This window comes from Bacillus sp. B1-WWTP-T-0.5-Post-4, from assembly GCF_009183795.1.
Taxonomy (GTDB): domain Bacteria; phylum Bacillota; class Bacilli; order Bacillales; family Bacillaceae_G; genus Bacillus_A; species Bacillus_A cereus.
On sequence record NZ_WEIJ01000015.1, the window covers coordinates 19,895 to 44,427 of the forward strand.

Here is a 24,533-nt window from a genome sequence, read left to right on the forward strand (position 1 = left end):
CTTTAAAACTTAAAAAAGAAGAATGAAAAGAAAGATTTTTTTATTGGCAATAATTATTTGGGACATCCTATTATTCATGTACACTCCTACCATAATGAAAAAAACCGTCATTTTGACGGACTTTTCTAATTTCAAACTTTTCTTTCCTCAGTTTTCATATCAATGCCTAATTGATCTTCCAATAACTTTACACCTTTCTTTGTAAGATGGACAGCTCGGTTCTTATCCGTTTTCGTAATCCATCCCTGTTCAAAAAACAGTTTTGCAATTGCAGACCCTAACCAACCAGAAATATGGTAACGCCGTTCACTCCAATCAAGGCAAGGTTTTGCAAATACCCTCCTTTTTGTATCTGCCTCATCAACATTTATTCCAAAATTCAGAAACCATTTCTTACCTTGTTCCGTTACAATGTATTCTCCACCCTCTAAAATTATAAATTGCCTATCTAGTAATTTTTCAGTTATCTCTACACCGAGTTTGCCTGCAAGATGATCATAACAAGTTCGAGCATAACGAATTTGTTTTAGTTGGGTTGATTGTTTTAAAGAGCGAACTTGAACTGTTGGTGCAATTGTCCCTAACTTTTCAAGCACTTCGGCAACTTCTTGATTAGCAAGTCGATAGTAACGATGTCTACCATGTTGTTCAACTGTAAGTAAATTCCCTTCTACTAATTTAGAAAGATGCGAACTAATTGTTGGATGTGACACTTTTGCCATATAAGCCAATTCACTAGCAGGTAGTGCCTGATTATTCATTAGACAATCTAAGATGATTGCTCTTGTAGGTTCAGCAATTAGTTTAGCTATATATGAGATATTCGGATATACATTCATATTTCGATGATACCCTAACTATTAAATTGATACAATTATTTTAAGTTTAATAGTAAAGGAGAATGTATTATGAATGCAATTGATCTTAGTATATTAAATTTAAAAGAAACGAGAAGGCGCTCAGAAAAATTATGGAATTCTCTTCCCGATAATTTTCTTAATTGGAAGCCTGATCCTGAGGCTATGTCCTTTGGTGAAATGATTCGTCACGTATGGAGCTCAACTTTTTACTATCATATGATTATAAAAAACAACGGCTCAATAAACGACATACGTACCCCGTATGATGACGAGCCAATTACTTGTGTAAAAAAAGAAATTGAATTAGCACAATCATGTTTTGCCGATTTCATAGAATATGTTCAATCAATAAGCATAGCAGAGCTAGATACAAGACTTATTGATCGAAGCGATGTTGGCTATCAACGATATTTAGGCGATATGCTATTACGAATTGCCTATCATGATGCGGTCCATGCAGGTCAATTTTTACAATATTTACGAATGGTAAACTTAGAAAGGCCATTAATTTGGGATTAAATACGAAAAATGTTTATACAGCCTCCAAACTGGCATTACAATAAGAATTTTTCAACAAGACACAATCAAAAAAACATGATAATCATTTATATTAAAAACCTACATCTCAACCAAGTGCTTCATACATATAAAAAGCATGGGTTTGATTAGTAATCAAACCCATGCTTTAAAAACTATGACCGAAACGCCGCATCCGCCAGCATAGACAATGTTGCATCATCCATCGGCGGATTATGCAGTCCTGCTCTGACATTTAAATAGTAACGATGGAGCGGATTTTTTTCTGATAGACTTTTTGCTCCTACGATGCGCATTGATTTATCCACTATGGATATCGCCGCATTTGTTACGGCGTATTTCACTGCCGCTAATTCTGCTTGCAGTGACAGTTTATCTTCTACCTCATCGTATTTTTTCGCAATTTGATATAAAAAGACGCGAGCTTGCATAAGCTCGAGTTCTAATTCTCCAACTAATCTTCTAACATTCGGTAATAAACTAATAGAATGGTTTAAACTATTTGGTTTGTATGATCCCGCAAACTGAACTGCATAATTTCTTGCTGATTGTGCAATTCCTAAATAACATGCTGGTATATGTAGCAACCAGCCAATACCCTTTTGTTTCACTTTCCCGACTTTTACATCCGTAAAAAAGCGGTTGTCTATCTCTACATTTTGTAAGACAAGGTCGTGGCTAGCAGTCCCTCGCATTGCAACGCTATCCCACGTTTCTTCAATAGATACACCGAGTGTATTTCTTGGAATAACAAACTCACCAACTTCTTCACGGCCTTCCATACTTGCTGAAATAATAAAATAATCAAGTACTGGCGCCATCGTTGTAAAAGTTTTTCTTCCATTTATAACCCACTTCTCGCCTTGTTGAACCGCTATTGTTTCTGGTTTGCCGCCACGCGTCGGACTCCCTGTTTTCGGTTCTGTTGCTGCCCTGTTAAAGAGCGCACCATTACGTACTTCTTCGCAAAACCATTTGAACATCTCATCATTCCAAGAGCGATTTTCCGCTAGCTCCTTCACAATGCCAAGATGCCAGCCAATCGATAATGCAGTAGCTCCACAGCCTTCCGCGATTTTCTCTTGAAATAAAACGAAGTCATATAAAGAAATGGCACTACCACCAAATTCCTTCGGTAACGTTAATTTCGTATATCCGATATCTTTCAAATCATTTATATTTTCATACGGAAATGATCCTAATTCACTTAACTGATGCTCCCTTTCCATGAACTTCGGAATCAATTTATTTATTTTCTCAATAATTAAAGACTGTTCTTCTGTTTCAACAAATGAGAGTGCCATACTATAATCTCCTTTATGCTCGATTCATAAACCGTTCATTTTGTCATTATGATTATATGAAGCTACCTCTCTATTGTTTCACTATTCCGATAAAAATACAATGGTTTTGACTAATAAGAAAAGTTCCTATTTAAAGATAGGTTCTTTTCTTATTAGTCCCCCTTCAATGCTTTTAACGGCAAAGAGGTTACATATCCAATATACGAGAATAATTCTTTAAAGAAGAATGGTATTTCTGTATCTAACGTTTTATATGCTGATGTCGGCGTTGGTGAAGCATACGCTTCAATATTAATATGTTTTGCGATTCTCATTGCGCGTTTCATATGAAGTGGATCACTTACAATCGTGTATGTTTGTATGCCGTTCTCTATTCCAACTTGCTTCGCATTTTTTAAATTTTCTTCAGTGAAAAGGGATTTAGTTTCAATTAAAATATCTTCCTCTTTTACACCTTGTTTCATTGCATATACTCTTGCAGTACGTGCTTCCTCAAGTTCTGCCTCGAACTTTGTACCACCTGTAAAAATAATCTTTTTAATATTTCCGTTCTTATATAAAGAAATCGCATGATTAATTCTTTCTTTAAATACAGGAGATGGTTTTCCGTTCCATGAAGCTGCTCCTAGTACGATACCAGCATCCGTTTTCACGTCATCATTTGCTTTAAAACGATAACTCCAAATATCGTAAGCTGCATAACTTACATATAAAATAGCAGAACAAATCATTAGTAAAAATACTTGAAAGATTCGTCTTTTCTTACTCTTCTTATTTTCTTTCATTTGTAATTGCCTCCGTACATCATCCATACTTCTATAAAAAACATTTATATCAAATCGTTTTGTTTGAGTTTATTTAAAAGAAGGAACTTTACTTGTTATTTATGTATAAAAGGGTTTTCATTTAAAATTGAGGATTATCAATTCATTTTCATTTGCGGTTTTCATTACATTTTTTAAATTCATAAGTTTATTACCATACAACTACATTGTAACGAATTTTTTCTCAGAAGGGAACGATGAAACAAAAGGAATTAAAATAAAGTAGCATTTTGTAAGAAAAAAGGTATATTTTTCATATCTCACGAACAATATACCTTTCAAAACACGAATTATAACTTTTCTTTATACAACTCTAATTTTTCTAACAATTGTTCTTTTACGCCTGGCCATTCACTCGAGATAATACTGTACACCACCGCATCTCTCACATAACCATTCGGTAATTTTCTTTCATTTCGAAGCACACCCTCTTTTACTGCGCCTAACCGTTCAATTGCTCGTTGTGCTTTTTCATTTCTTGCATCCGTCTTAATTTGCACTCTCAGCATATGCAACTTTTCAAAAGCATACTGAAGAAGCATATACTTACACTCTGTATTTATACTCGTACGTTGCACACTCGGATGATACCACGTTTGCCCTAACTCAACTGTCTTATCTTCTACTGAAATATTATATAAACGTGTACTTCCTACAATCTTATTCGACTGTTGATCTACGACTATGAAAGGTATTTGAGTACCTCTTCCGTAACCCTTTATCGCTTTTTGAACGTATTGTTGCATATCTTGCACACTATCCATTTTAGAGATTAAATACGCCCAAATATCCCGATTTCCTTCTACAATCGAAAACAAAGTTTCGACATCAGTATTATCCATTAACCGCAACTTTGCTCTTTCGTGAATAATTTCCATTTTTAAGCCCCCTTTGTTGTTACTATATCATAAGAATCAAAAACGTATTATAAGAATAAAAAAATATAAAGAAAAGAATTCTTTTCAAATATATTCTTCTCGTATAAGGTAGGAAGACTCATCAGTAACCATTAAAAAAGAATTTTTTGATAATTTCCAATAAATTCTATATAATGATAAACGGGAGGGGATAAAAAATGCTAGATCAAATTACTTGGGGAACGCCAGGCAGCTTATTATGCTTAGGATTCTTTTTTGCGGGACTAGGAATCTTCTTAAGAAGCGTTACGTCATATACGAAAAATAAATAAGAATATCCCGCTTTTAAACAAAAGAAGCCCCCTTTTTACAGACGGCTTCTTTTGTTTAACTTTATCTTATTAAAACTTCAAAGCAACAAATAAGCAATCGGCGTAATAATAAGCAACGTTAAAATCGTTCTCTGCACATATAAAATAATGAGTTCAGATACTTTTAACGGAATATCTGTTGATAATATACAAGGAATGGAAGCGGAGAAAAACAAAATAGATGATACGGAAACAACTGCAATAACAAACTTTGTCACGAGTGGTGCACTTACTACTAATAATGACGGTAAAAACATTTCTGCAATGCCAACTGATGCGGCTTTAGCAGCTAAGTCTGCTTCTGGTAATTGTAATAGCCATGTAAACGGATAGAAAATATAACTGATCCAATCAAATATTGGCGTAAACTTCGCTAAGACGATACCAATTAATCCTACTGACATAATGGATGGTAAAATTCCCATTGTCATAATAAATCCGTCTTTTAAATTCATTGCAATATTTTTCATAATGCTCGGTGCAGACTTTGATACTTCTAACGCATCTTCCCAAGCACGTTCTAACATTTTCTCTTTATAAACAGGCTCTGGGAACCCTTCTTCTGTTACATATGTATCTGGTTTTCTACTAAGGGGTGGGATTCTTACGGTGATAGCAGTCACGATGAATGTTACAACAAGTGTAGTCCAAAAATAAACATTCCATAAATGCATAATATCTAATGTTTTTGCGATGATGATCATAAATGTAGCGGATACTGTAGAAAATCCTGTAGCGATAATCGCCGCTTCTTTTGTCGTATACTTTCCTTCTTTATACACGCGATTCGTAATAAGGAGAGCAAGCGAATAACTTCCAACGAAAGACGCAACTGCATCGATTGCCGATCTCCCCGGCGTATTCCATAATGGCCTCATAATCGGACGACAAAATGTACCGATAAATTCAAGCAATCCATATCCGACTAATAACGCTAAAAACGCCGAGCCAATTGGAACGAGCAAACTTACTGATATGACTAGCTTCTCATACAAAAACGGCCCAATATCTGGCGCAAAGAACCAAGCTGGTCCTACTTTTAAACAATATAATATGCCGAAAACAACGCCAACTACTTTTAAAATAGAAAAACAAATGTCTACGATAGATGCATTCCATTTCTTCGTATAAAATGGATAAATCGCACCAATCGCCATAACAAATAATGCATAATAAGGTACTACGCCAGGAACCGAAGCCCTAATCCACGATACGATATGATCAATCATAATAGACGATGCACCGTTTATCGTAACAGGAACGAAAAACATAAACACTCCAACGAGACTAGCAAGTATAAACCGAAGAATAATCCCCTTCTCTCGCCCTGTCTTAATTACATTACTCTTTAATTCAATTTCACTCAAAATTCGACACCTCCTATTATCTAAATATTCTGTATAATTATGTTATATTCCTTCTTTCTATTTCTACTATTTAATCATATGAAAAAGCCTATTTTAAAATAGGCTTTTCTATTACCCTTTATAATCATCCACAATCACTTTCATGATACGATACGATTCTTCTGCTACTTTTTCATTACTATCCCTATTCGCATCATATGTAATTAACGCCTTCCAAAGTGCCCATCCTCTCGCTCTATTCCACGTTTCTTCATCCATGCGTAATACTTCTTTAAATACATTTCTACTATTTTCATCAAAAAACGTCCAAGCCATCGCTGCATCACAAGCAGGATCTCCTACACCTAAAATACCAAAATCAATTACAGCACAAAGCTTTCCATCTTTAACGAGTAAATTCCCTGGCGCTACATCTCCATGAATCCAAACTGGCTTACAATCCCATGTCGAACTAAGTGCTACATTCCAAAGGTGCTTTAATAATGCCTCGTCAAAAACATCCTTATTATTTTCAATAGCAACTCTCGCCTCTTCATCATATACAGATATAAGTCCGCCTCGGTAAAAATTATGTGTTCCAGCTAAAGGTCCGTTACTCGCATTAATAGATTGCAATTCTACTAAAAAAGATCCTAAGTCCGCCGCAAATTCATTTAAATCCCGAACGTTTTGTTTCGTAACTGTTTCTCCCTCTATCCACTTATTAATAGACCAAGGCAATGGATACGCTTCAGACGGATTTCCTTTCGCAAGTGGGGTAGAAATCGGTAAAGAAAGCCCCTTACTTAATATAGGAAGCCAACTATTTTCTTTCTCTACTTGCGGTGCATATGCCACATCACTTGGCAATCTTACACTCATCTCATCCCCTAAGTGAAACGTCCTATTATCATGCCCACTAAACTTTACAGGTCTCACTTCTAAATGGGCCCATTCAGGAAACTGTTCCTGTATTAACTTTTCAACTAAACTTACGTTAATTGGATGCATTCACATTCTCCTTTTCTTTTGAAACTTACTAAGCCCATCCGTACTTCCAACATATTCAAAACTATTTTTCTTATAAAAATCATTCAACGTACGATTATGCCCCACGCAATCTAACTTCAAATATTCTTTATCACATTGCACATTCTCTTCTACCCACCGTAAAATCCATTCTCCTATTCCATTTCCCTTATACTTCCGTTTCACCGCAAATCTATGAATATATAATGAATTAGAAACTTCCTCTTTACCAAAAATATGTTCATCCCATTCATTTTGTTTAGGAGAAACTGTAACCGTACCAACTATTTCATCTTCTTTCAGAACAACATATGTATATTTCTCTCTTATACATTCTAGTATTTCAGCCGTAGCTTCCTCTCCTAAAAGATACTGCCACTGATCCACTTCTTTATATTGTAGCCATTGTGCTACCTCTTTTAATAAAAGGATAATACTATCACTTTCATTTTCAGTAGCAATTCGAATTGCATGTTCTTTACTTATATTTCTCTCCATATTGCCTTTCCCCTTTCAAATTGCTACCATACTGACAAACGAGTCCTTCCATCATTTTCATCTGTAATATATTCTACATAAAATCCTTGATTCACTGCGTTTTCATACATCATTTCAATCTCTTCTTGGTTTTTCGCATAAATTTGTATATACTCGCCATCCGCTACTAATACGACTACTTCACACTTACTCTCCTTAAATTCTTCAAATGTTGCAATTTCTCCTATTACCTCTCCTTTTGGACATGCTTTTAGATCTAAAAATAAAAGATAATATATGTTATCTTTTATTAGCTTTTTTAATTCTGATCCTTCCATGATCTCGTTATCTTCTGAAAATAATTCTGGACCTAATTCATTCCCTATTATTATATAAGCTTCCTCCCTTCCCATGACTTGCCAATCAAATACAGTAATATCAATTGGCTTTAATACTTTCCAAAGTACATTGCTGTATTCATTTGGAATATCTACAAAAATCCCTCTTTTCATATGCTTGCTCCTAACTTATTCATTTTCGTTTCATACATTATATATGAAATGTAATTACTATATTTTGTCGATACATAAGTACATCATAAAAAAACCGCTCCACTACTAGCGAAACGGTTTCCTTCTGCTTACATTTAAATATTCCATTCAATTGTTGCACTACGTTTTAAAATATTTTTTAATATATGCACCACATCAGTCGTTCATTCTTAATGTTCACTTCGACTTCACGAAGTAATATAAAAACCATACTGCATGATTTTGTTCATCCGCAGCTATTCTCCGTAACAACTCTTTCAAATGTACATCCGATGTCTCATCTGAAATTTCCAAATAAAAATCTACTGTTTTTTGTTCATCTTGTATAGCGAACTCTAATCCTTGTAAATACGTATTTGGGCAGTCTTCAGTAATTTGTGGTTTTGGCTGCCTACCAGTTAAGTTCGTATAAATTTGTACAAAGTTGTGGAAATGCTTTATTTCATCATTACGAATTTCAAGAATTTGTTTTTGTTCTACTTGATTTGGAGCCATATTCGCTAATTTTGCATAGCAGCTTATAGCGCTATACTCTCCATTTATAGCTTTTTCAATATCACTAATTAACTTATCATTCTGCCTATACCAATCATAATAATTCGAATTATACATCATATCCCCCCATACTTTCGCTTAACATTTTATGCATTTAGAAATAGTAGGAGCCTGTGTATATAACGGGACGGCTTTAGATTGAAAGAAAAGTTTGAGAAAAGGGTCTATTTTGTAAAGGAATTGCTTATTCATAAAGTGAAACTATAATCAGTGGGGATTTTACTACACGGCAAATAGCGGATAAAATATCACTATTTTTTTGTACGCTGTTGCTATAAATTCGCGAATGAATCAGGTTTCCAACCAGATGTGGTGTTGAGATGCGAAGCTATTATGAATCCAGTCATATAACTAGGAGGTACCACTATGCCATCTTTATTTAAAACTATGGCCTTCCAGCTGAAAACCGAAAGACTTGAGCTTAGTATGTGGGAGGAATCCGATTCCGTTTGGCTGAGCAAATTAATTGGCGAACGTGGCGTGGACATTCCAGCCGTTGATTCCGTTCGTAACCGGCTTATTGAGATGCGCAAGAAGGCAGACGAAAATGGTATTTCCCTTCTCACTATTCGAAGGAGAGACGAAGGCGATTTCATTGGGTACTGTGGCTTAATTATCGGTCGTTCCACACTTGAAGAGCCGGAGATTGCATACGAGTTGTTCCGCAGCGCTCATGGTAAAGGTTATGCGACTGAGGCCGCATCTGTTGTACTGGACGCGGCGATTGCTACTGGGCGCCAAAGACTTTGGTCGACTGTAGGTGCTTGGAATATCGCTTCCCTCCGGGTACTAGAAAAGATAGGATTTAAGCGGCATCACAGTACGTGGGATGATGAACGTGGTGAGATTGTTTGGAACGTACGCGATCTTTAAAGATTTCGCCTTAATTCTAAACACTACACTTTTCAACAATCAGGCATTTACATTGAGAAAAAATCACAAACAAGCCGTTTCACTAATTAGTGAAACGGCTTGTTTTTAAGCGTTCAATTCTGTTTTATGCCCTTTTACTACACTACGTTTGAGTGCAGTTGCTAATATAGTAACCATACTTACTATACCAATCCAAACGAGTACAGTAACAGGTGTATTCCAGCTTAACCCTTTTCCGAAGAAGAAGATTTCTCTTAGGCCTTCAATCATAAATTTCATTGGTAACCATGAGTAAACCCAGTCTTGATAAAACGGAGACAACATCTCAGGTGCTAATGATAATAACGGTGCCCCGAAGAATAGTAATAAAGCGAATAAACCGATTCCTTTTAGCCCAACTAATGATAGTACTGCAGATATCATTAAGAAGAAACTAAAAGAAGTAATGGATAAGAATAGAGCTGTATCCGTGAAGTTCGAAATATTTAACCCTACCATCCCATCTGCAATCCATGTAAGACCAAACCCAATTACAAGTGTCGCAATAGCTCCTGTTACGATTTGTTTTACTTTTAACAGAAAGTTTTCTTTTCTTGAGCTTACTGGCATTTTACTAATCGCAATAAAAATAATCGCTGCACTAGCTAAACTTGCAATCCATAACGGCTGGAATAATGATATTGGTGAGTTACCGTTCGCACTATTTTTGCCGACCTCATTCACATTTTTCACGTTCTTTACAATAGGTGTTACTAATTTCTCAGCTTGATCTGTTGTTACAGTAGCTCCTTTTGCTTTCAACCCTTCTAATATTTGTGTACGAACAGTATTGTTCATATTATCAACAATCGCCTGTAATATTTGCCCTGCCATAGTTGATGCAGCCGTATTCATTCCTTGATTAATATATATTTCTATCTCAGGTGAAGATGGCTGTGGTGTTCGTAACGACGCTTGTTTTGCGCTAAATTCTTTCGGGATGACTAATGCCGCGTAATACTCTTTATTGTTTAATCCCTTTTGAACGGCTTCTTTATTTTTTAATTCTACCCACTTCACTGCGGGTTCTTCCTCTGATTTCGCTGTTTTTTTCATGTTATCAACGATCGTTTGCCCCATATTCATTTTCGGTTGATTTGGAATTTCTACACCTTGATCCTCATTTACAATTGCAATTGGCAAGTTTTTCGGCTGCGGTTGAACAGTTGGAAATAGCGTTAATGAAAAAATAAAAACAACAAGTAGTGCAATAACTGGTGATAAAAATAAAAGTTTATTTTTAAACATTTTCTTTTCTCCTCCCTTAATTTGATCTATAATAACCAACAACGTGTTGTTTATTTATATTTTGAATTATATGTTCGAGTTGAACCTTATACAATAATCAAAAATCGTGAATGTGTTGGTTATAAGACACATTTTCCAAATGTGTTGAGTAAAATTAAGGAGGGATATGCTTTGCGCGATAATAATTTAGATTTGCGTGTTGTTCGTACGAAAACTGCCATACGAAATGCATTGGTGGAGCTAATTGAAGAAAAAGGTTTTGACGCCATTACAGTGAAAGATATTACAACGAAAGCAAACATTAATCGCGGTACTTTCTATGCGCACTATCAAGATAAATTTGATTTAATGACAAAATGCCAAGAAGACATTATGTACGAGTTTTCTAGCATTGCTAAACAGAAATTCCCGGAAGTTATTGCTGACCTTGGATCAAATCCTTCTCCAACAATGCCATTTATACTTATCACTTCTATTCTTGAATTTCTAAATGAAAATAGTGATTTTATGAGAGCTGTACTAAGTCCGAAAGGAGATTTATCTTTCCAAACAAAACTGAAAGACTTTATGTGGAAAACATTATTTGAAGATACGAATGGTCCTCTCATTAATAAGGAGAATTTACTTGTTCCAAGCGAATATTTAACTTCTTATATGGCATCTGCACATATAGGTGTCATCCAACAATGGTTAAATAATGGACAAAAAGAAACACCTGAGGAGATTGCTCGCTTTTTATCAACAATCGCAGTTCATGGACCTTTTTATGCTGCTGGCTTAAAGAAATAAGCCCGCTTGCTTAGTAATTTCTATTATTTTATTAATAACTTGAAATTTATGTTTCTGTAAAAAAAGCTGTTGAAAGGACTCCCCTTCAACAGCTTCTACATTATTAACGATATAAACGAACTGCACCTGCAGAATTATCATCTGCTTGTCCAACTACTTCAAATTTCAATCCAAATTTCGGTAATTTACGTCCTGCATCTGGGATTAAATCATTTATATACAATTTAGAGTCATCAAACTTCGTTACACCTGGTAATCCTTTGTAATCATATGTTCCGCGTGTTGGAGATACCACTTTCCATGCTGGCGTTTGGTTAAGGGAGAACGCAGCATCTGCGATTTGGAATCGTGTACTATTTTTAACAGTTGGTTTGCCGTTTAGTGTTCCAACAATTGCCTCTGGGTGAGAGTCAACAACTCCTAAGAAACCTTCACCTGGATGTAAACCAACCCAATTATCTGTAAAACTAGAGTCTGCATACCATACTAGCAGACCTGTATTATACGGTACACCACTGCTATATTTTAACGCTTGATCAGCACCAGCATAGTTTCTCCACTCTAAATAGTAGTTATGCTTCTTCTTATCAAAACCGTCTGCTACAACAAAACCATTTAATTTAAATTTCGTTTCGCCTTCTGCATCATCAGAGAACACAACATTTCCATCTACAGTTAATGTAGCATTATCAAAAGTAAAACCGGTCGGCGCTAAACCACCATCTGTAATGTATTCGAATACTAATTTTACTTTTTGACCTTTGAATTTGCTTAAGTCATAAGACTTATCTACCCATTTACCATCTGTTGTGTCTAGACCATTTTTCACATTTTTTTCACCAATTCGATCCACTAACGTTTTCGTACCATCTTCTTTCACTGCATGTACTTCAAGGAAGTCATAATCCGTTTCAATTTCATACATTGATTTATAATCAAACCTCGCATTTGTTGCATTTGTTAAATCAAACACTGGCGTTTCTAATGTTGTATGAAGGTTATCACCTTTTGTACTATAGTAGTACTTCTTACCGAATGCAGGCTGAATACCTTTTACCTCTTTATCTGGTAAGTTAACACGAATCAGACCAGGACGATTTGATTTCGTTACACTTTGATCTAAATACGTCGCATAGCCAATACCACTATTTAATTTATTATAGTCAACCTCTACAATATTGGCCCAGTTTCCACCCATGTTCTTTTGAAAGAACTCTTTGTTTTGCGGAGAGAAACTCGGTGGCGTTGTTCCTGCAATTTTACCAGCCCAGCTACCGCCACTCATAACAGACCAGGAGTTAATTGGCTCACCTGCTCCTGTGTACTTCGTATCATACTCATCTGGAAGACCTAAATCATGACCAAATTCATGTGCGAATACACCAACCGCTCCGTCTTCTGGCTCAATTGTGTAGTCGTATGCTGCCATCTTACCGCCCCAGTTATCAACTTTTGCTTTTGTTCCTTCAATTGGATATGGTGTTCCAAGGTGCCAACGATGTGACCAAATTGCATCATCACCTAGTCTACCACCGCCCCCATCTTGCCCAACTCCAGCGTGAATGACCATTAAGTGATCAATCAGACCATCTGGTTCATTTTTATTGCCATCACCATTATTGTCATATTGATCGTATTCGTCAAATTCAGATAAATCAATACCACTTTCTACAGCCGCATTTAATGCCTCTTTTACAAAATCACGAGGTCCTTTTGGTCCCATATTATCATGACCGCCATCTCCTGCATCTGCGCCATAATCTGCCGCATTACCAGGAACTGTCAACCACTTTGTTACTGTGCCATCTACTGTATAACTACCACCAGATTGCTCTTCATAATATTGTTTAAATGTTGGTACTTTTGAACCATCAAAGAGTGTAAATGGCTCATTACCAAATAACATTTTTTGATAATGTTCTGGATTAAAATCATTTGAATACATATAACCTGGTACTTGATCAATATTGTTATGCTTAAAGTCCGCAAACTCTACTAGCAATACGAGAACTTTATCTTTACGAACATCACCGTTATATTGTTTTTGCTTCGCTGAAGTAGTTGGTACTTGGCCGTTTAATCCCCCTTTAACCGGCTCTTGTCCCGCTACTGGACCACTAGCAGGTTGATCTGCTTTTTCTTTCTCACCTGCTTTTGCATCTTTAACTTTTTTCAAAAAGTCAGCAGCTTCTCTCGTAACACTATCCCCCGCTGCTGGTTCTTTTCCCGCATTTTCTCCTTTTTTCTTCTCTACGTATTTTTCAACAGCTTTTAATGTGTCTTCTTTCGACGTAGATTCATTAATTACACCGCGTTTCTTGAGCGCATCTGCTAAACGCTCCTCTTGAATTAAATTTTCATCAATCGGACTTAAAGTTTCCCCATTAGACGGCGTTGCCGCATAAACAGATTGACCCCCATACCCAAACGTGCAACTAAGCACAGCTGCCGCCGCAAGCGTAGACAGCACTTTAAAAGGTTTTTTCTTCATCCCTATTCCTCCCCAATATTAAATACGATACAACGTTTATATATTACAGAAAATTCAGAAAATTATCAATGCATTGTCTGAATTTGTAATATTTTTGAAAAAATCCTTTGTTTTAGATGAACATACATTCTGATTCATCAATATTTCAGAAAATATTGATGAAAGTTGATAAAACTATTAAAATCATAAAGAAATCGTCCACTATATTTAGTGGACGATTTCTTTATTTATCTAAAATACAACTACAACACTTCAATATATCCTTCTGTTCCATGTACCCGAATTCGTTGCCCGTCTTTTATTAGTTTCGTAGCGTTCTCTACTCCAACAACTGCTGGTAGGCCATACTCACGTGCGATTACTGCTCCGTGCGTCATAAGCCCGCCGACTTCAGTGACTAACCCTTTTATAGAAACAAACAAAGGTGTCCAGCCAGGATCAGTAAATGCCGTAACTAATATATCTCCCTCTTCCAAATTCGCGTCTTCCATATTTAAAATAACGCGTGCTCTCCCCTCAACCACTCCAGAAGAAACAGGCAAACCTACAATAGCTTCAGCTGGGAGATTTTCGCGTTTGTACTTACCTGTAATGATTTCTCCATCAGACGTGATAACACGCGGGGGTGTTAGTTTTTCATATAATTTGTACGCATTTTTTTGTTTATGAATAATCTTATAATCTAGTTTATTTGTGCGGACGACTTCGTAAAGTTCTTCAAAAGTTAGATAGTATATATCTTCTATTTCATTCAGAACATTATTTTGCACAAGTTTCTCTGCTTCTTTCAGTAATGCCTGCTTATATATGAAATAACGATGAATCATGCCGTATTTCGGATATTCACGATAACCGATGAAATTGCGGAGGTTACAAATCATTCTCTTCGTCTCTTCTACTTTTTGTTCCCCATCCGGCAAGTGCTGCAATCGCTCTAACAGCTCTTCTTCTTTTTTCAAAGCTTCCTGCAGCCCTTCTTCAAACTTCCGTTTACTAGCACCATATTCAAAGTCCCTTATATGATTCAAAATCATCGGTATAATTGTAGCTGGCTGTTCACTCCAGCGCGTTTTCGTAATGTCGATTTCTCCGCTGCATCTCATTCCATATTTGCTTAGAAACGCCCCGATTGCATCCCGAACTTTTTCCCCGCCTTTAAACTGAATTAATTCATCTAAAAAGCTGTCATCTTCTACATGCTGTAAATACGCAATGACTTCCGGATACGGCCGAATCACATCTGCCACATCCAATAACGCTAGCCCCATTTCTGACGTAATATTATGTTGTACAGATTGTGAAAGTACATCTGCTGCATTCTTTTCCCCTAACCATTGTTCCATCTTTTCATTAATCCATGATGAAGCATTCATACCTGCCATAATGATAGCTATACTTTGCGAGTTAAATAATACTTTCTTTAATTGCTGAATGTCTTCTAAAATAAAATCAAGTACATCCACCCCTGATTTCGTTTGCATGTTTCGTTTTAACTCTTCTATTGATGATTCACTATTCTTTATTAAATTCGTAACGATTTCCGGATCGTTTTCAGGTTGTGGTTGCGAACTTGCAGGTGGCACTTTTTTACTAAGATCCTTTTCTTTTTCATCATCCGATAACAATTCAATAAAATTCTCTCGCTCAATTACAGTCGTTAATGCATCTCGTATGAGCGGATCCGATTTACCTAAAGTGTTTATTAAGTAATCTCTGCTAGCAGGTGAAGCTAGTCTTTGCGTAGCATCAACAAATAGTCTTCCTCCGGCTTTACACATAGGTGCACTAGTCGTTAACAGGAAAAAAGATAAACCTAATGGTTTCATCGCATCGGTCATCATTTGTTGGTGACCAACTGATATATACACGTGATTTTCCCCATCATTTACTTCTGGAATTGGATATAAAGTCGTAATCGGTCTGCTTTGGACTATATAAATTGTATCATCAACTAAGCACCATTCAATATCTTGCGGACAACCAAAATAAGCTTCGATTTGTCTTCCGATGCGTGCTAGTTGTAAAATCTGTTGCTCAGTAAGTGTTTGAAATTTTTGCTGATTAGGAGCAATTTTCTTTCTCTCTGTTCCGCCTTCTTTTCGTCCATAGATGGCTAATTTTTTCGTTGCGATGACCTTTTCGACGATTTCGTCTTCTTTTACCTTATAATTATCGGCAGAAACCAATCCAGATACTAGCGCCTCGCCAAGTCCAAAGCTGGCATCGATTGACAACACCTTCCTATTCGAAGTAATCGGATCCGCAGTAAATAAAATTCCTGAAGCCTCAGGGAAAACCATTTTTTGAATGACAACACATATAGAAACTTGATTATGATCAAAACCGTTTTGCATTCGGTATATAACCGCCCGATCTGTAAACAAAGAAGCCCAGCATTTTTTAATATGCTGCAAAATGTTTTCTTTTCCAATAATATTTAAATACGTATCTTGTTGACCAGCAAACGAGGCATACGGTAAATCTTCAGCAGTAGCACTCGAACGCACTGCATATGCATGTTCATCGCCAAAGTGCGAGAGATAATGAGCTACTGATTCCACTACATCAACTGGAATTTCCACCGCCATAATGACTTCTCTAATCTGCTTACTAATTTCACCAATTCGATCTCGTTCCTCAATTTTTAGCATTGCTAATTGATTCAATAAAGTTTGAAACGCTCCATTTTTTCCGATGGCCTGTTCATACCCTACCGTTGTAACACAAAATCCTTCTGGCACTTGTATCCCTTGAATATTGGATAACTCCCCTAAATTCAATCCTTTTCCACCAACGAGAAAAAGCTGCGTTTTTTCTATTTCCTGAAAATCGAGAACGAAAGAACTCATTTGGCACCTCTCCTTACTATTCATGTGTTCTTGATTGTAACAGTAGTAAATGAGAAGAAACAGTCTATTTCGAACGTAAATTACATGATATAATTAAGTTAGGAAGAAAATAATAAGATGCCCCAGCTGCTCTGTTTTGCAACTGGGGCATCTTATTTAATACCCATATTTAACTTAAATATTTCTATTGTGTCAGCGGCTTTACGATATCCACCAGCATCTTTTAAAGTACATTTGATTTTATGACTATTTTCTAAGTATACATTATTCGATAATATCTCTATTACTGCATGATGTAATATTACTGGAGTAAGCTTTTTTAGATTTAATTGTATGCCAGCTTTTAAATCTTCTATTCTTTGAGCCACTATCGGTTGATCTCCCATAACTGGTATAACAATCATAGGAACACCAAAATATAAGCTTTCACTAGAACTATTCATTCCCCCATGTGTAATAAAAAGATTAGCTTGTTTCAAGACCTCTAACTGAGGCACATAATTATAAACTTTGAAATTGGGTGGGATATTTTTCAATTGGTTGATGTCGATATGTTTTCCTACGGACAATATGATTGTAGCAGGAAAATTTTTAAATGTTTCAAAGCATATGTAATAAAAATCCATCTGTTGATTAAATACAGTTCCCATAGAGATATAAATGAGTTTCTCTTCTTCCTTTTGTTTAAAAACAACTTCTTGTACATCTTTCCGTGATGTAATAGAGGGTCCAACAAAGATATAAGAATCATCCAATTCCTCCACATCAGGTTGAAAAAATTTAGAGGTATATACGATAGTAATATTTCCAGCACACGTCATTACATTTTTCTTTTGATTCATAGAAAAACCACATACCTTTTGCCACTTTTCTAGAATATGCGTAACTTCTTGATAAAGAGGTGACTTTTTGTCCCCTTCATTGTGATTATTCATCAATACGTTAAATAACTTTTTCGTAACTGCAAATGTTGTACATGAAGAGATTTTAGGTAAATTTAATGATTCAGCTATCATCCATCCTACTGCAAAATTATTATCATATATTACGTAATCATACTTTTCTTCTTTCAGCTCTTCTATAATAATCTTTATTATGTTGTCCATGGATTTTACCATGTGTAACAATAGTTCAGAGGAATTTATTTTTCCATTCATTCTTTCCAACATGTCTACTTTTTCTAAAAAATTTTCATATGGACGAAACGAAGCTCCTGTTTTTTCAATCTTCCCCTTATACTCTTCTACACAATAGTAAACAACTTCTTCTCCTCTTTTTACTAATTCTTCAATAAGAGCAAGAGTTGGGTTCACATGTCCTTCCCCTGGAAAATTAAACATTAGTACCTTTGCCATATGATAGTTCCTCCTCTCAAATTAAAAACTTTCTATAATCAAGTACGTTTCTCTCCTCATTTTAATAAGAGTACTTGTGATAGTAAATGTAATAAACGAGTAAGAAACAAAGTTGATATACTATAAATTTTTCATAGGTGGATGCCTACTTCAAGTAGAGACTTTCTGAATTACGATAGAAATAAATTTGAATATGCACTCTATGTATAAGTAAACGGAATGCGAAATACTAAAGGAAATGAATGAAATTGTATTTATAAAACGACATCCTCCAAAATGGATTTTTAAAATTAGGGAACTATAATATGTATGAAAATAACTTAAGGGGGAGAAAAATTGGACAATGAAATGAATTATGGAAGTGATTACAAGTTTATTCCAGCAACTTCAATTGAAAGTGGTCACGGCATCGAAGTATTACCTGATTTATTTTGTTACACGATTCAAATTGTCAATATATGCTTTGTTGGAAATCCGCATACCAATGATTTTGTTTTAGTTGATGCTGGAATGCCTAAATGTGCAAATGAAATTATCTCTATCGCTGAGGATCGATTTGGTACCAATAGTCGCCCAAAAGCAATTATTTTAACTCACGGTCATTTTGATCATGTTGGGGGGATAATTGAACTCATCAAGCATTGGGATGTTCCCGTCTATGCACATCAAATGGAGCTACCGTTCCTGACCGGACAACAAAGCTATCCAGAACCAGACCCTACAGTTGAAGGTGGTATGGTAGCGAAAATGTCTCCTCTGTTCCCAAACGAACCAATTGACTTAGGAAATAATGTAAAAGCGCTACCTACCGATGGAACTGTTCCCCATATGCCAGAGTTTAGATGGATTCATACACCAGGACATACTCCAGGGCATATTTCATTATTCCGAGAAAAAGACCGAACTTTAATTGCTGGGGACGCTTTTGTTACAGTGAAACAGGAGTATCTATATAAAGTCATAACTCAAGAACAGGAAATAAGCGGTCCGCCTCGCTATTTAACAACAAACTGGAAAGCCGCTAAAGAGTCAGTTCTTAAGCTAGAAAAGTTAAAGCCTCTAACCGCTGTTACTGGACATGGAATACCGATGTCGGGTGAATTGCTATCAACAAGCCTCAAAACACTCGTTCAAGAATTTGATAAAATTGCTGTACCTGATTACGGAAAATATATAGATAAAAAGATGCATTAAACGCGGAAATACTTTGTTTATTTTTATATTAATGAATCAAAGTATAATGCAAAATCATCCTTTAAAAGCTTTTAAACTTAATCTGTTAAAAAACTGAATGTAGGCAATATCTATATTCTAAGAATAGCACTACTCTTTTGGAATAAAAATTGAAATTTCGCAAACACTACATATAATAAAGTCTGCTTCTTACCCAGGCTTTATTTCTTGCCATTAAAGAGCAGTCATAATCAATAACTGCTCTTTTTAATTTTTTAGTATAAGCTCAATTTTTTTGTTCATACTATACTTAACCCATGAGATAGTTATACTCCTTAATTTCATGGATGTAAATTTCTCACTGCAGTTAGCTTTTGCTAACTGCTTTTTTATTTATAGTACAATTACATAAAATTTGTTTTTGAAAATAGAATTATAAGTAGATTGTTATTGAAGGGAGAATCTTAATTATGAAAAACAATATACATGTTTATGTAGGATTGATTTCATCTATAAGTATCTTTTTACTTTCGCTATTATTTCTATATTTTAATCCGTATAGCGATCAACTATCTAATAAAGAATTTTTCATCACGGTTCTTTTCATGTTATTACTCCCCTCTTTTTGGGCGTTCATTTCAATAGTTAAAAGAGAAAATATTTTGATTTTAATTTGCAGTATTTGGTTATTACCTGGAGGAATCTATTTCGGAATATCTACAATTCCAAGTGTTTGGAATTTATATATTTTATTTCTACTTTTTTATTTTTTGTTTGTTTTTCAAATGAAAACTAAACAAAGTTAATTCAAAATGAATGACTCTCCTGTTTAAAACATGTACAAACATCCGTTATAGCTTGTACTAAAAATTCTAGTTCAAGAGATTCCCGATAACAACTTTTTTTACCAATAATCACCACATATTATACAAACATCTACTTCTATTTAAAAAATAATTCTCTAACAAGTTCTTAAATATAGATTCTCGTATTCTAAAACAGCCTTTGTATAATTTCTTAAATATTTTAGAATGAATTTATATTAGTAGAATTTAATCAATTTATTAACAATGGAAATTACCATTTAGTCTTAACTGTTTGACCTATATAAACTATAGTTTTTCTCTAAAGATAATTTCCATATCTTCATTTTAATATTGCATTTGTATCGCCTTTTGCACATTCTGCACATCATTTTTTAATAGCTGCTTTAAATCATAAGCTGGATAGTAACCACGTTCATACATAAAATTAAAAACCTGTGCGTGTAATTGTATAGCACTATTTATTTGACGGGTTAAAACTTCTCTAAGTCGCGGTGTTGCAGTTTCAGTAATCGCTATTGCATAATTTCGAACAGATGTCTTTGCTAACCCAAGCAAATCTCCAGCGTAAAATCCAGTGTCATCACGATGTTGCGATTGAAATCCAGGAGCATATGGATAAAACTGTACTAACTCTTGTAAATTGTTTTGTATAGCATTTATAGCTTTAATATATAACGATTGAAGTGCTTGATCTGGTACATTTCTAACTGATTTTTTTAATTTAATTAAACCATTCGCTTGGAATGCTACTAATTCATGTAAATCCAATGTTTCATGCCAAGCTAATTGATTAGGATAAGACATAGATGTTCCTCCTTAATATGCATTCATTCTACATTATGCAAAAAAATTCAAAAAGGGCCTATACTATATGAATTCATTTCAACCTAATTTATCATTTTTTCCATTCTTCTATGTTAATCACAATAAAATAGACCTAATTCCTCTTCCCTACTTTTTATATCCTTAATTTTGATTTTCAAAATGACTTCTTCGCCTTTACAATCTATAAATTTAATTTTTTCTTCTTTAAAAATCCACATCATAATACATCCTTTCTTATTTCGTTATAAACCATACTAGTTAGAAAATATAAATGTGAACATTGTACCTACATATTTTTTCAAATTTTATAGTTACTTAAATTTATACATTATTAGATATTAAAGTAACTCGTTACAGGGGGTACCCATTAAATTATTTCATTTTAATAAAACGAAAAACAATTATTCTTGCTGTGTTAGTCACCTATTTCTAAGTAATTAATAGGCTATATATTATGACTTAGGAGGGATAAAAAGATGACTATACTTTATGATAAAAACTCTTTACAAAAAATTTTTACTACCCTTCCACATTGGCAACAAGAAGCTTTTCGTTCTTTCAAATTGAAAATGACAGATAAAAATAAACCTTTCCCTTGTATACCAGCCCAACACGGTTTTACAGCCAATCACCTCAGATACGGATTCATTGGTGATCCTAGAGATATGAGTACTAGTGCGGATTTTGCTGCATTACTTAAAGAATATACTGAATGTTCTAGAGAAACAGGTCAATATGCCTCATTTATTGTTTTTATTCATACACCAATAGATTTAGAGCGAGAAACTACAGTTGAAGATTTTGAACATATTTATTGGTCTCTCCTTAATACAACTAGCCGTTTGGACGAGATGGAATGGCCTACACACATTCCAAATGACCCTATGGAAAACACTTGGGAATTTTGCTTTCATAATGAATCATATTTTGTTTACTGCGCTACACCCGCCCATGTCAATAGACAAAGTAGACATTTTTCATGTATGATGCTCGCTTTAACCCCTAGATGGGTTTTACAGGGGATTATGAGCTCTGAGAAACGCAGTAGAAAACTAAAAAACTTAATACGTCAACGTCTAGCCGCTTATGATAAAGCTCCTATTCATCCTTCTCTCAAAGATTATGGTCAAAAAGATAATTATGAATGGCAGCAATATTTTTTACGTGATGATGAGACAATTCCAACAAAGTGTCCATTTTCTCGAATAATAAAATACTTGCATAAAAATAAGTAATCCCCTCTGCTTTTTATTATTTAGTTGTACAAACTTTAACCACTGAATAGATTTAATATAGATCAAATTTAGTGGGAGGAGCATGTTATACGTGGGAATATTTTTAAGTTATGTTTTCTTGGGTTTATCATTATCTGCTCCAATGGGGCCTATAAATGCTGCACAGTTAGAAAAGGGTATTAGAAGTGGCTTTTTTCACGCTTGGATTCTCGGCATAGGAGCCTTACTTGCAGATGTTATCTACATGGCACTTATTTATTTAGGTGTAATTCATTTCCTTGAAAAAGATATTATAAAACTTTTCTTATGGTCTTTCGGAGCTTTTGTTTTAATCTATACAGGCATCGAAAGTTTAAAAAACGCGAATCAAATTAGCATTAGTAATACTAGAAATGACGATTCAATTATTAAAAGCTTCTTTTCTGGTTTCTTTATGTCTTTATCTAATCCATTAACAATCCTATTTTGGCTTGGCATTTTCGGCTCGATATTAGCAAAAGCCGCTTCTTCTTATAATAAAGAGCAGCTTTTGTTATATAGCTTAGGGATTATTTTAGGTATTTTTATATGGGATATTACGATGGCAAGTACATCTAGTATGTTTCGTAAAATTTTGAATGCTCGTATATTGTCTCTTATAACGGTAGTATCTGGCGTATCACTTATTATTTATGGATTATATTTTGGTTTTCAAACTTACCAAATTATTTTCCGATAACTTCTATTATTTATTTCTGACATACTATTCCTATTGTGAAAAGAAAGATACTTCATATAGCTGTATTTCTTTTTCTTGAGACAAAATGAACAATTATAGTAACAAGAATAACTATTCCTAAAAACAACAAACTCACTAGGAAACCGAAACGGGTTGTTTTTTGCAATAATGTTCCACTAACAGCTAATGCAATCATAATAAGACCAATAATACTTTTTATCTGCATCCAACCTTTGGGATTCATTAATTTCCAAAATGAAAGAAGAATTAAACTCCATGTATATAACAACATTAATCCAGCTGCAGTTGTTACATATTCATATATATTTTTGGGTAGGAATAAAGCACTAAGGATAGAAGCACCAAGTCCAATTATAATAAGAATTAAGGCTGGAAAAGAGATGTTTTTTTTATTTTTTTTAGCAAACATTGCAGGTGCATCTCCCTCTTCAGCTAAATTCATTAATACACTTGTCACTGCAAATAATGAACCAACTAATGTTGAAAAACCCGCTAAAATTAATACCACATTTAAAATAAATGGCACGTACGGCAAATTATAATCTTGTAATGCTATTACAAAAGGACTTTCTTTCGTATTAAACTGGTTTAATGGAACCATCATAATTGCCAACCCTAAAGAGACTACGTAAATAATCGTTAAAATCATTAACATTACTCTTCCTGATTTCTTTGCATCTTTAGGGTCTTTAAGCCTTATTGTCATTAACCCCATAATTTCAATTCCTCCAAATGCATAAAATGCATAAATTAGAGAGGACCATGTGCCTTTTAATCCATTTGGAAACCAATCTTTAAAATTCCGCGGAATTTGTGCTTTATATAAACCACCCTTTATAAATCCTAAAATAACCAAAATAGCAATTACAATAAACCCCATAATAGCAGCAATCTTTATAATAGCCATCCATTTCTCTAAACGTTCGAATATTTTTACCCCTATAAAAATAATTAATATAGCCGCTACTCCATATATAGTAGCAAATATCCATAATGGTATTTTAGGAAACCAGTAGCGTGAAAAGATTCCTAACGCACTTAACTGGCTACCCATAATAAGCAGTTCAGAACACCAATATGTCCATCCATGACTAAAACCCGCCCAATTTCCAAAAGCTTTTCTTGAATAAATGCGAAAAGATCCTTTTTGTGGATCTTCTACAGCCATTTTTGCCAATGCCTCAAATACAATATATGTAGTGAATCCAGTTAAAATAAGAATAAGAATAATTGAAGAACCACCTATTTTAATTCCTATACTAGATCCTAAAAAAAAGCCCGTCCCTATCGTACAACCAATCCCAATAAGTGAGAGTTGCCACCATTTTAAATCTTCTTTTTCTTTCGTTTCATTATTAACATCATGACAGGTCATATTA

22 protein-coding genes are annotated in these 24,533 nt (G+C 34.7%); 6 read left to right on the forward strand and 16 right to left on the reverse strand.

Going from position 1 to position 24,533, the window contains the following annotated elements:
• Window positions 1-131 precede the first annotated feature (131 nt).
• Complete coding sequence (locus GBN91_RS26290; RefSeq protein WP_001103816.1) at window positions 132-839, reverse strand: ArsR/SmtB family transcription factor; 708 nt, start codon at window positions 837-839, stop codon at window positions 132-134.
• A 69-nt stretch (window positions 840-908) separates the two neighbouring features.
• Between GBN91_RS26290 and GBN91_RS26295 the strand changes: the two genes are divergently transcribed.
• On the forward strand, window positions 909-1,379 hold the full coding sequence (locus GBN91_RS26295; RefSeq protein ID WP_016122766.1) for a DinB family protein: 471 nt from the start codon (window positions 909-911) through the stop codon (window positions 1,377-1,379).
• Between the two features lie 173 nt (window positions 1,380-1,552).
• Here GBN91_RS26295 and GBN91_RS26300 read toward each other — a convergent pair whose 3' ends face one another.
• From GBN91_RS26300 to GBN91_RS26335, 8 genes are all read right to left on the reverse strand, one after another.
• Window positions 1,553-2,701: an acyl-CoA dehydrogenase family protein gene (locus GBN91_RS26300; protein ID WP_152122681.1), complete on the reverse strand. Its 1,149-nt coding sequence runs from the start codon at window positions 2,699-2,701 to the stop codon at window positions 1,553-1,555.
• A gap of 152 nt (window positions 2,702-2,853) precedes the next feature.
• Complete coding sequence (locus GBN91_RS26305; RefSeq protein WP_000662215.1) at window positions 2,854-3,486, reverse strand: YdcF family protein; 633 nt, start codon at window positions 3,484-3,486, stop codon at window positions 2,854-2,856.
• Window positions 3,487-3,815: 329 nt separating this feature from the next.
• Window positions 3,816-4,403 (reverse strand): GNAT family N-acetyltransferase, encoded by a 588-nt coding sequence (locus tag GBN91_RS26310; protein WP_000402585.1) that lies wholly within the window; start codon window positions 4,401-4,403, stop codon window positions 3,816-3,818.
• 388 nt (window positions 4,404-4,791) lie between these two features.
• Window positions 4,792-6,120 carry a YjiH family protein gene (locus GBN91_RS26315; protein WP_144560843.1) on the reverse strand — a complete coding sequence of 443 codons (1,329 nt, stop codon included), beginning with the start codon at window positions 6,118-6,120 and terminating at the stop codon, window positions 4,792-4,794.
• A gap of 111 nt (window positions 6,121-6,231) precedes the next feature.
• The gene (locus tag GBN91_RS26320) at window positions 6,232-7,110 is read right to left on the reverse strand and encodes an aminoglycoside phosphotransferase family protein (protein WP_152122683.1); all 879 of its coding nucleotides are present in this window, start codon (window positions 7,108-7,110) and stop codon (window positions 6,232-6,234) included.
• Window positions 7,111-7,626 carry a GNAT family N-acetyltransferase gene (locus GBN91_RS26325; RefSeq protein ID WP_000440744.1) on the reverse strand — a complete coding sequence of 172 codons (516 nt, stop codon included), beginning with the start codon at window positions 7,624-7,626 and terminating at the stop codon, window positions 7,111-7,113.
• 23 nt (window positions 7,627-7,649) lie between these two features.
• On the reverse strand, window positions 7,650-8,117 hold the full coding sequence (locus tag GBN91_RS26330; protein ID WP_000820156.1) for a DUF2691 family protein: 468 nt from the start codon (window positions 8,115-8,117) through the stop codon (window positions 7,650-7,652).
• Window positions 8,118-8,333: 216 nt separating this feature from the next.
• Window positions 8,334-8,768, reverse strand: a complete 435-nt coding sequence (locus GBN91_RS26335; protein WP_000282831.1) for a ferritin-like domain-containing protein — start codon at window positions 8,766-8,768, stop codon at window positions 8,334-8,336.
• 309 nt (window positions 8,769-9,077) lie between these two features.
• On the opposite strand from GBN91_RS26335, the gene GBN91_RS26340 reads away from it, so the two are divergent.
• On the forward strand, window positions 9,078-9,584 hold the full coding sequence (locus GBN91_RS26340) for a GNAT family N-acetyltransferase (RefSeq protein ID WP_001139523.1): 507 nt from the start codon (window positions 9,078-9,080) through the stop codon (window positions 9,582-9,584).
• Window positions 9,585-9,689: 105 nt separating this feature from the next.
• Here the strand turns inward: GBN91_RS26340 and GBN91_RS26345 are convergent, their stop codons facing one another.
• Window positions 9,690-10,871, reverse strand: coding sequence for a YhgE/Pip domain-containing protein (locus tag GBN91_RS26345; protein ID WP_000475841.1), 1,182 nt, complete (start codon window positions 10,869-10,871; stop codon window positions 9,690-9,692).
• A 171-nt stretch (window positions 10,872-11,042) separates the two neighbouring features.
• Between GBN91_RS26345 and GBN91_RS26350 the strand changes: the two genes are divergently transcribed.
• Entirely contained in the window at window positions 11,043-11,660 is a 618-nt protein-coding gene (locus GBN91_RS26350; RefSeq protein WP_001205505.1) for a TetR/AcrR family transcriptional regulator, read from the forward strand.
• A gap of 103 nt (window positions 11,661-11,763) precedes the next feature.
• Here GBN91_RS26350 and GBN91_RS26355 read toward each other — a convergent pair whose 3' ends face one another.
• The 3 genes from GBN91_RS26355 to GBN91_RS26365 form a co-directional block, all read right to left on the reverse strand.
• Window positions 11,764-14,151 carry an immune inhibitor A domain-containing protein gene (locus tag GBN91_RS26355; RefSeq protein WP_152122685.1) on the reverse strand — a complete coding sequence of 796 codons (2,388 nt, stop codon included), beginning with the start codon at window positions 14,149-14,151 and terminating at the stop codon, window positions 11,764-11,766.
• 242 nt (window positions 14,152-14,393) lie between these two features.
• Complete coding sequence (gene ppsA, locus GBN91_RS26360) at window positions 14,394-17,000, reverse strand: phosphoenolpyruvate synthase (protein ID WP_152122686.1); 2,607 nt, start codon at window positions 16,998-17,000, stop codon at window positions 14,394-14,396.
• 152 nt (window positions 17,001-17,152) lie between these two features.
• Window positions 17,153-18,355 (reverse strand): macrolide family glycosyltransferase, encoded by a 1,203-nt coding sequence (locus GBN91_RS26365; RefSeq protein WP_086412555.1) that lies wholly within the window; start codon window positions 18,353-18,355, stop codon window positions 17,153-17,155.
• A 336-nt stretch (window positions 18,356-18,691) separates the two neighbouring features.
• Here GBN91_RS26365 and GBN91_RS26370 point away from each other — a divergent pair, with 336 nt between their 5' ends.
• The gene (locus tag GBN91_RS26370) at window positions 18,692-19,549 is read left to right on the forward strand and encodes an MBL fold metallo-hydrolase (protein WP_006920795.1); all 858 of its coding nucleotides are present in this window, start codon (window positions 18,692-18,694) and stop codon (window positions 19,547-19,549) included.
• 1,130 nt (window positions 19,550-20,679) lie between these two features.
• Here the strand turns inward: GBN91_RS26370 and cotF are convergent.
• Together cotF and GBN91_RS29520 are read right to left on the reverse strand one after the other, a co-directional pair.
• Window positions 20,680-21,159, reverse strand: a complete 480-nt coding sequence (gene cotF, locus GBN91_RS26380) for a spore coat protein CotF (protein WP_060851962.1) — start codon at window positions 21,157-21,159, stop codon at window positions 20,680-20,682.
• A 113-nt stretch (window positions 21,160-21,272) separates the two neighbouring features.
• Complete coding sequence (locus tag GBN91_RS29520; RefSeq protein ID WP_264299207.1) at window positions 21,273-21,398, reverse strand: hypothetical protein; 126 nt, start codon at window positions 21,396-21,398, stop codon at window positions 21,273-21,275.
• A 258-nt stretch (window positions 21,399-21,656) separates the two neighbouring features.
• On the opposite strand from GBN91_RS29520, the gene GBN91_RS26385 reads away from it, so the two are divergent.
• Together GBN91_RS26385 and GBN91_RS26390 are read left to right on the forward strand one after the other, a co-directional pair.
• Complete coding sequence (locus GBN91_RS26385) at window positions 21,657-22,415, forward strand: YqcI/YcgG family protein (protein ID WP_152122688.1); 759 nt, start codon at window positions 21,657-21,659, stop codon at window positions 22,413-22,415.
• Window positions 22,416-22,506: 91 nt separating this feature from the next.
• Window positions 22,507-23,133, forward strand: a complete 627-nt coding sequence (locus GBN91_RS26390) for a LysE family transporter (protein WP_033692229.1) — start codon at window positions 22,507-22,509, stop codon at window positions 23,131-23,133.
• Window positions 23,134-23,185: 52 nt separating this feature from the next.
• Here GBN91_RS26390 and GBN91_RS26395 read toward each other — a convergent pair whose 3' ends face one another.
• A complete protein-coding gene (locus GBN91_RS26395; RefSeq protein WP_152122691.1) occupies window positions 23,186-24,529 on the reverse strand; it encodes an amino acid permease in 1,344 nt (447 codons plus the stop codon).
• Window positions 24,530-24,533: the final 4 nt, after the last annotated feature.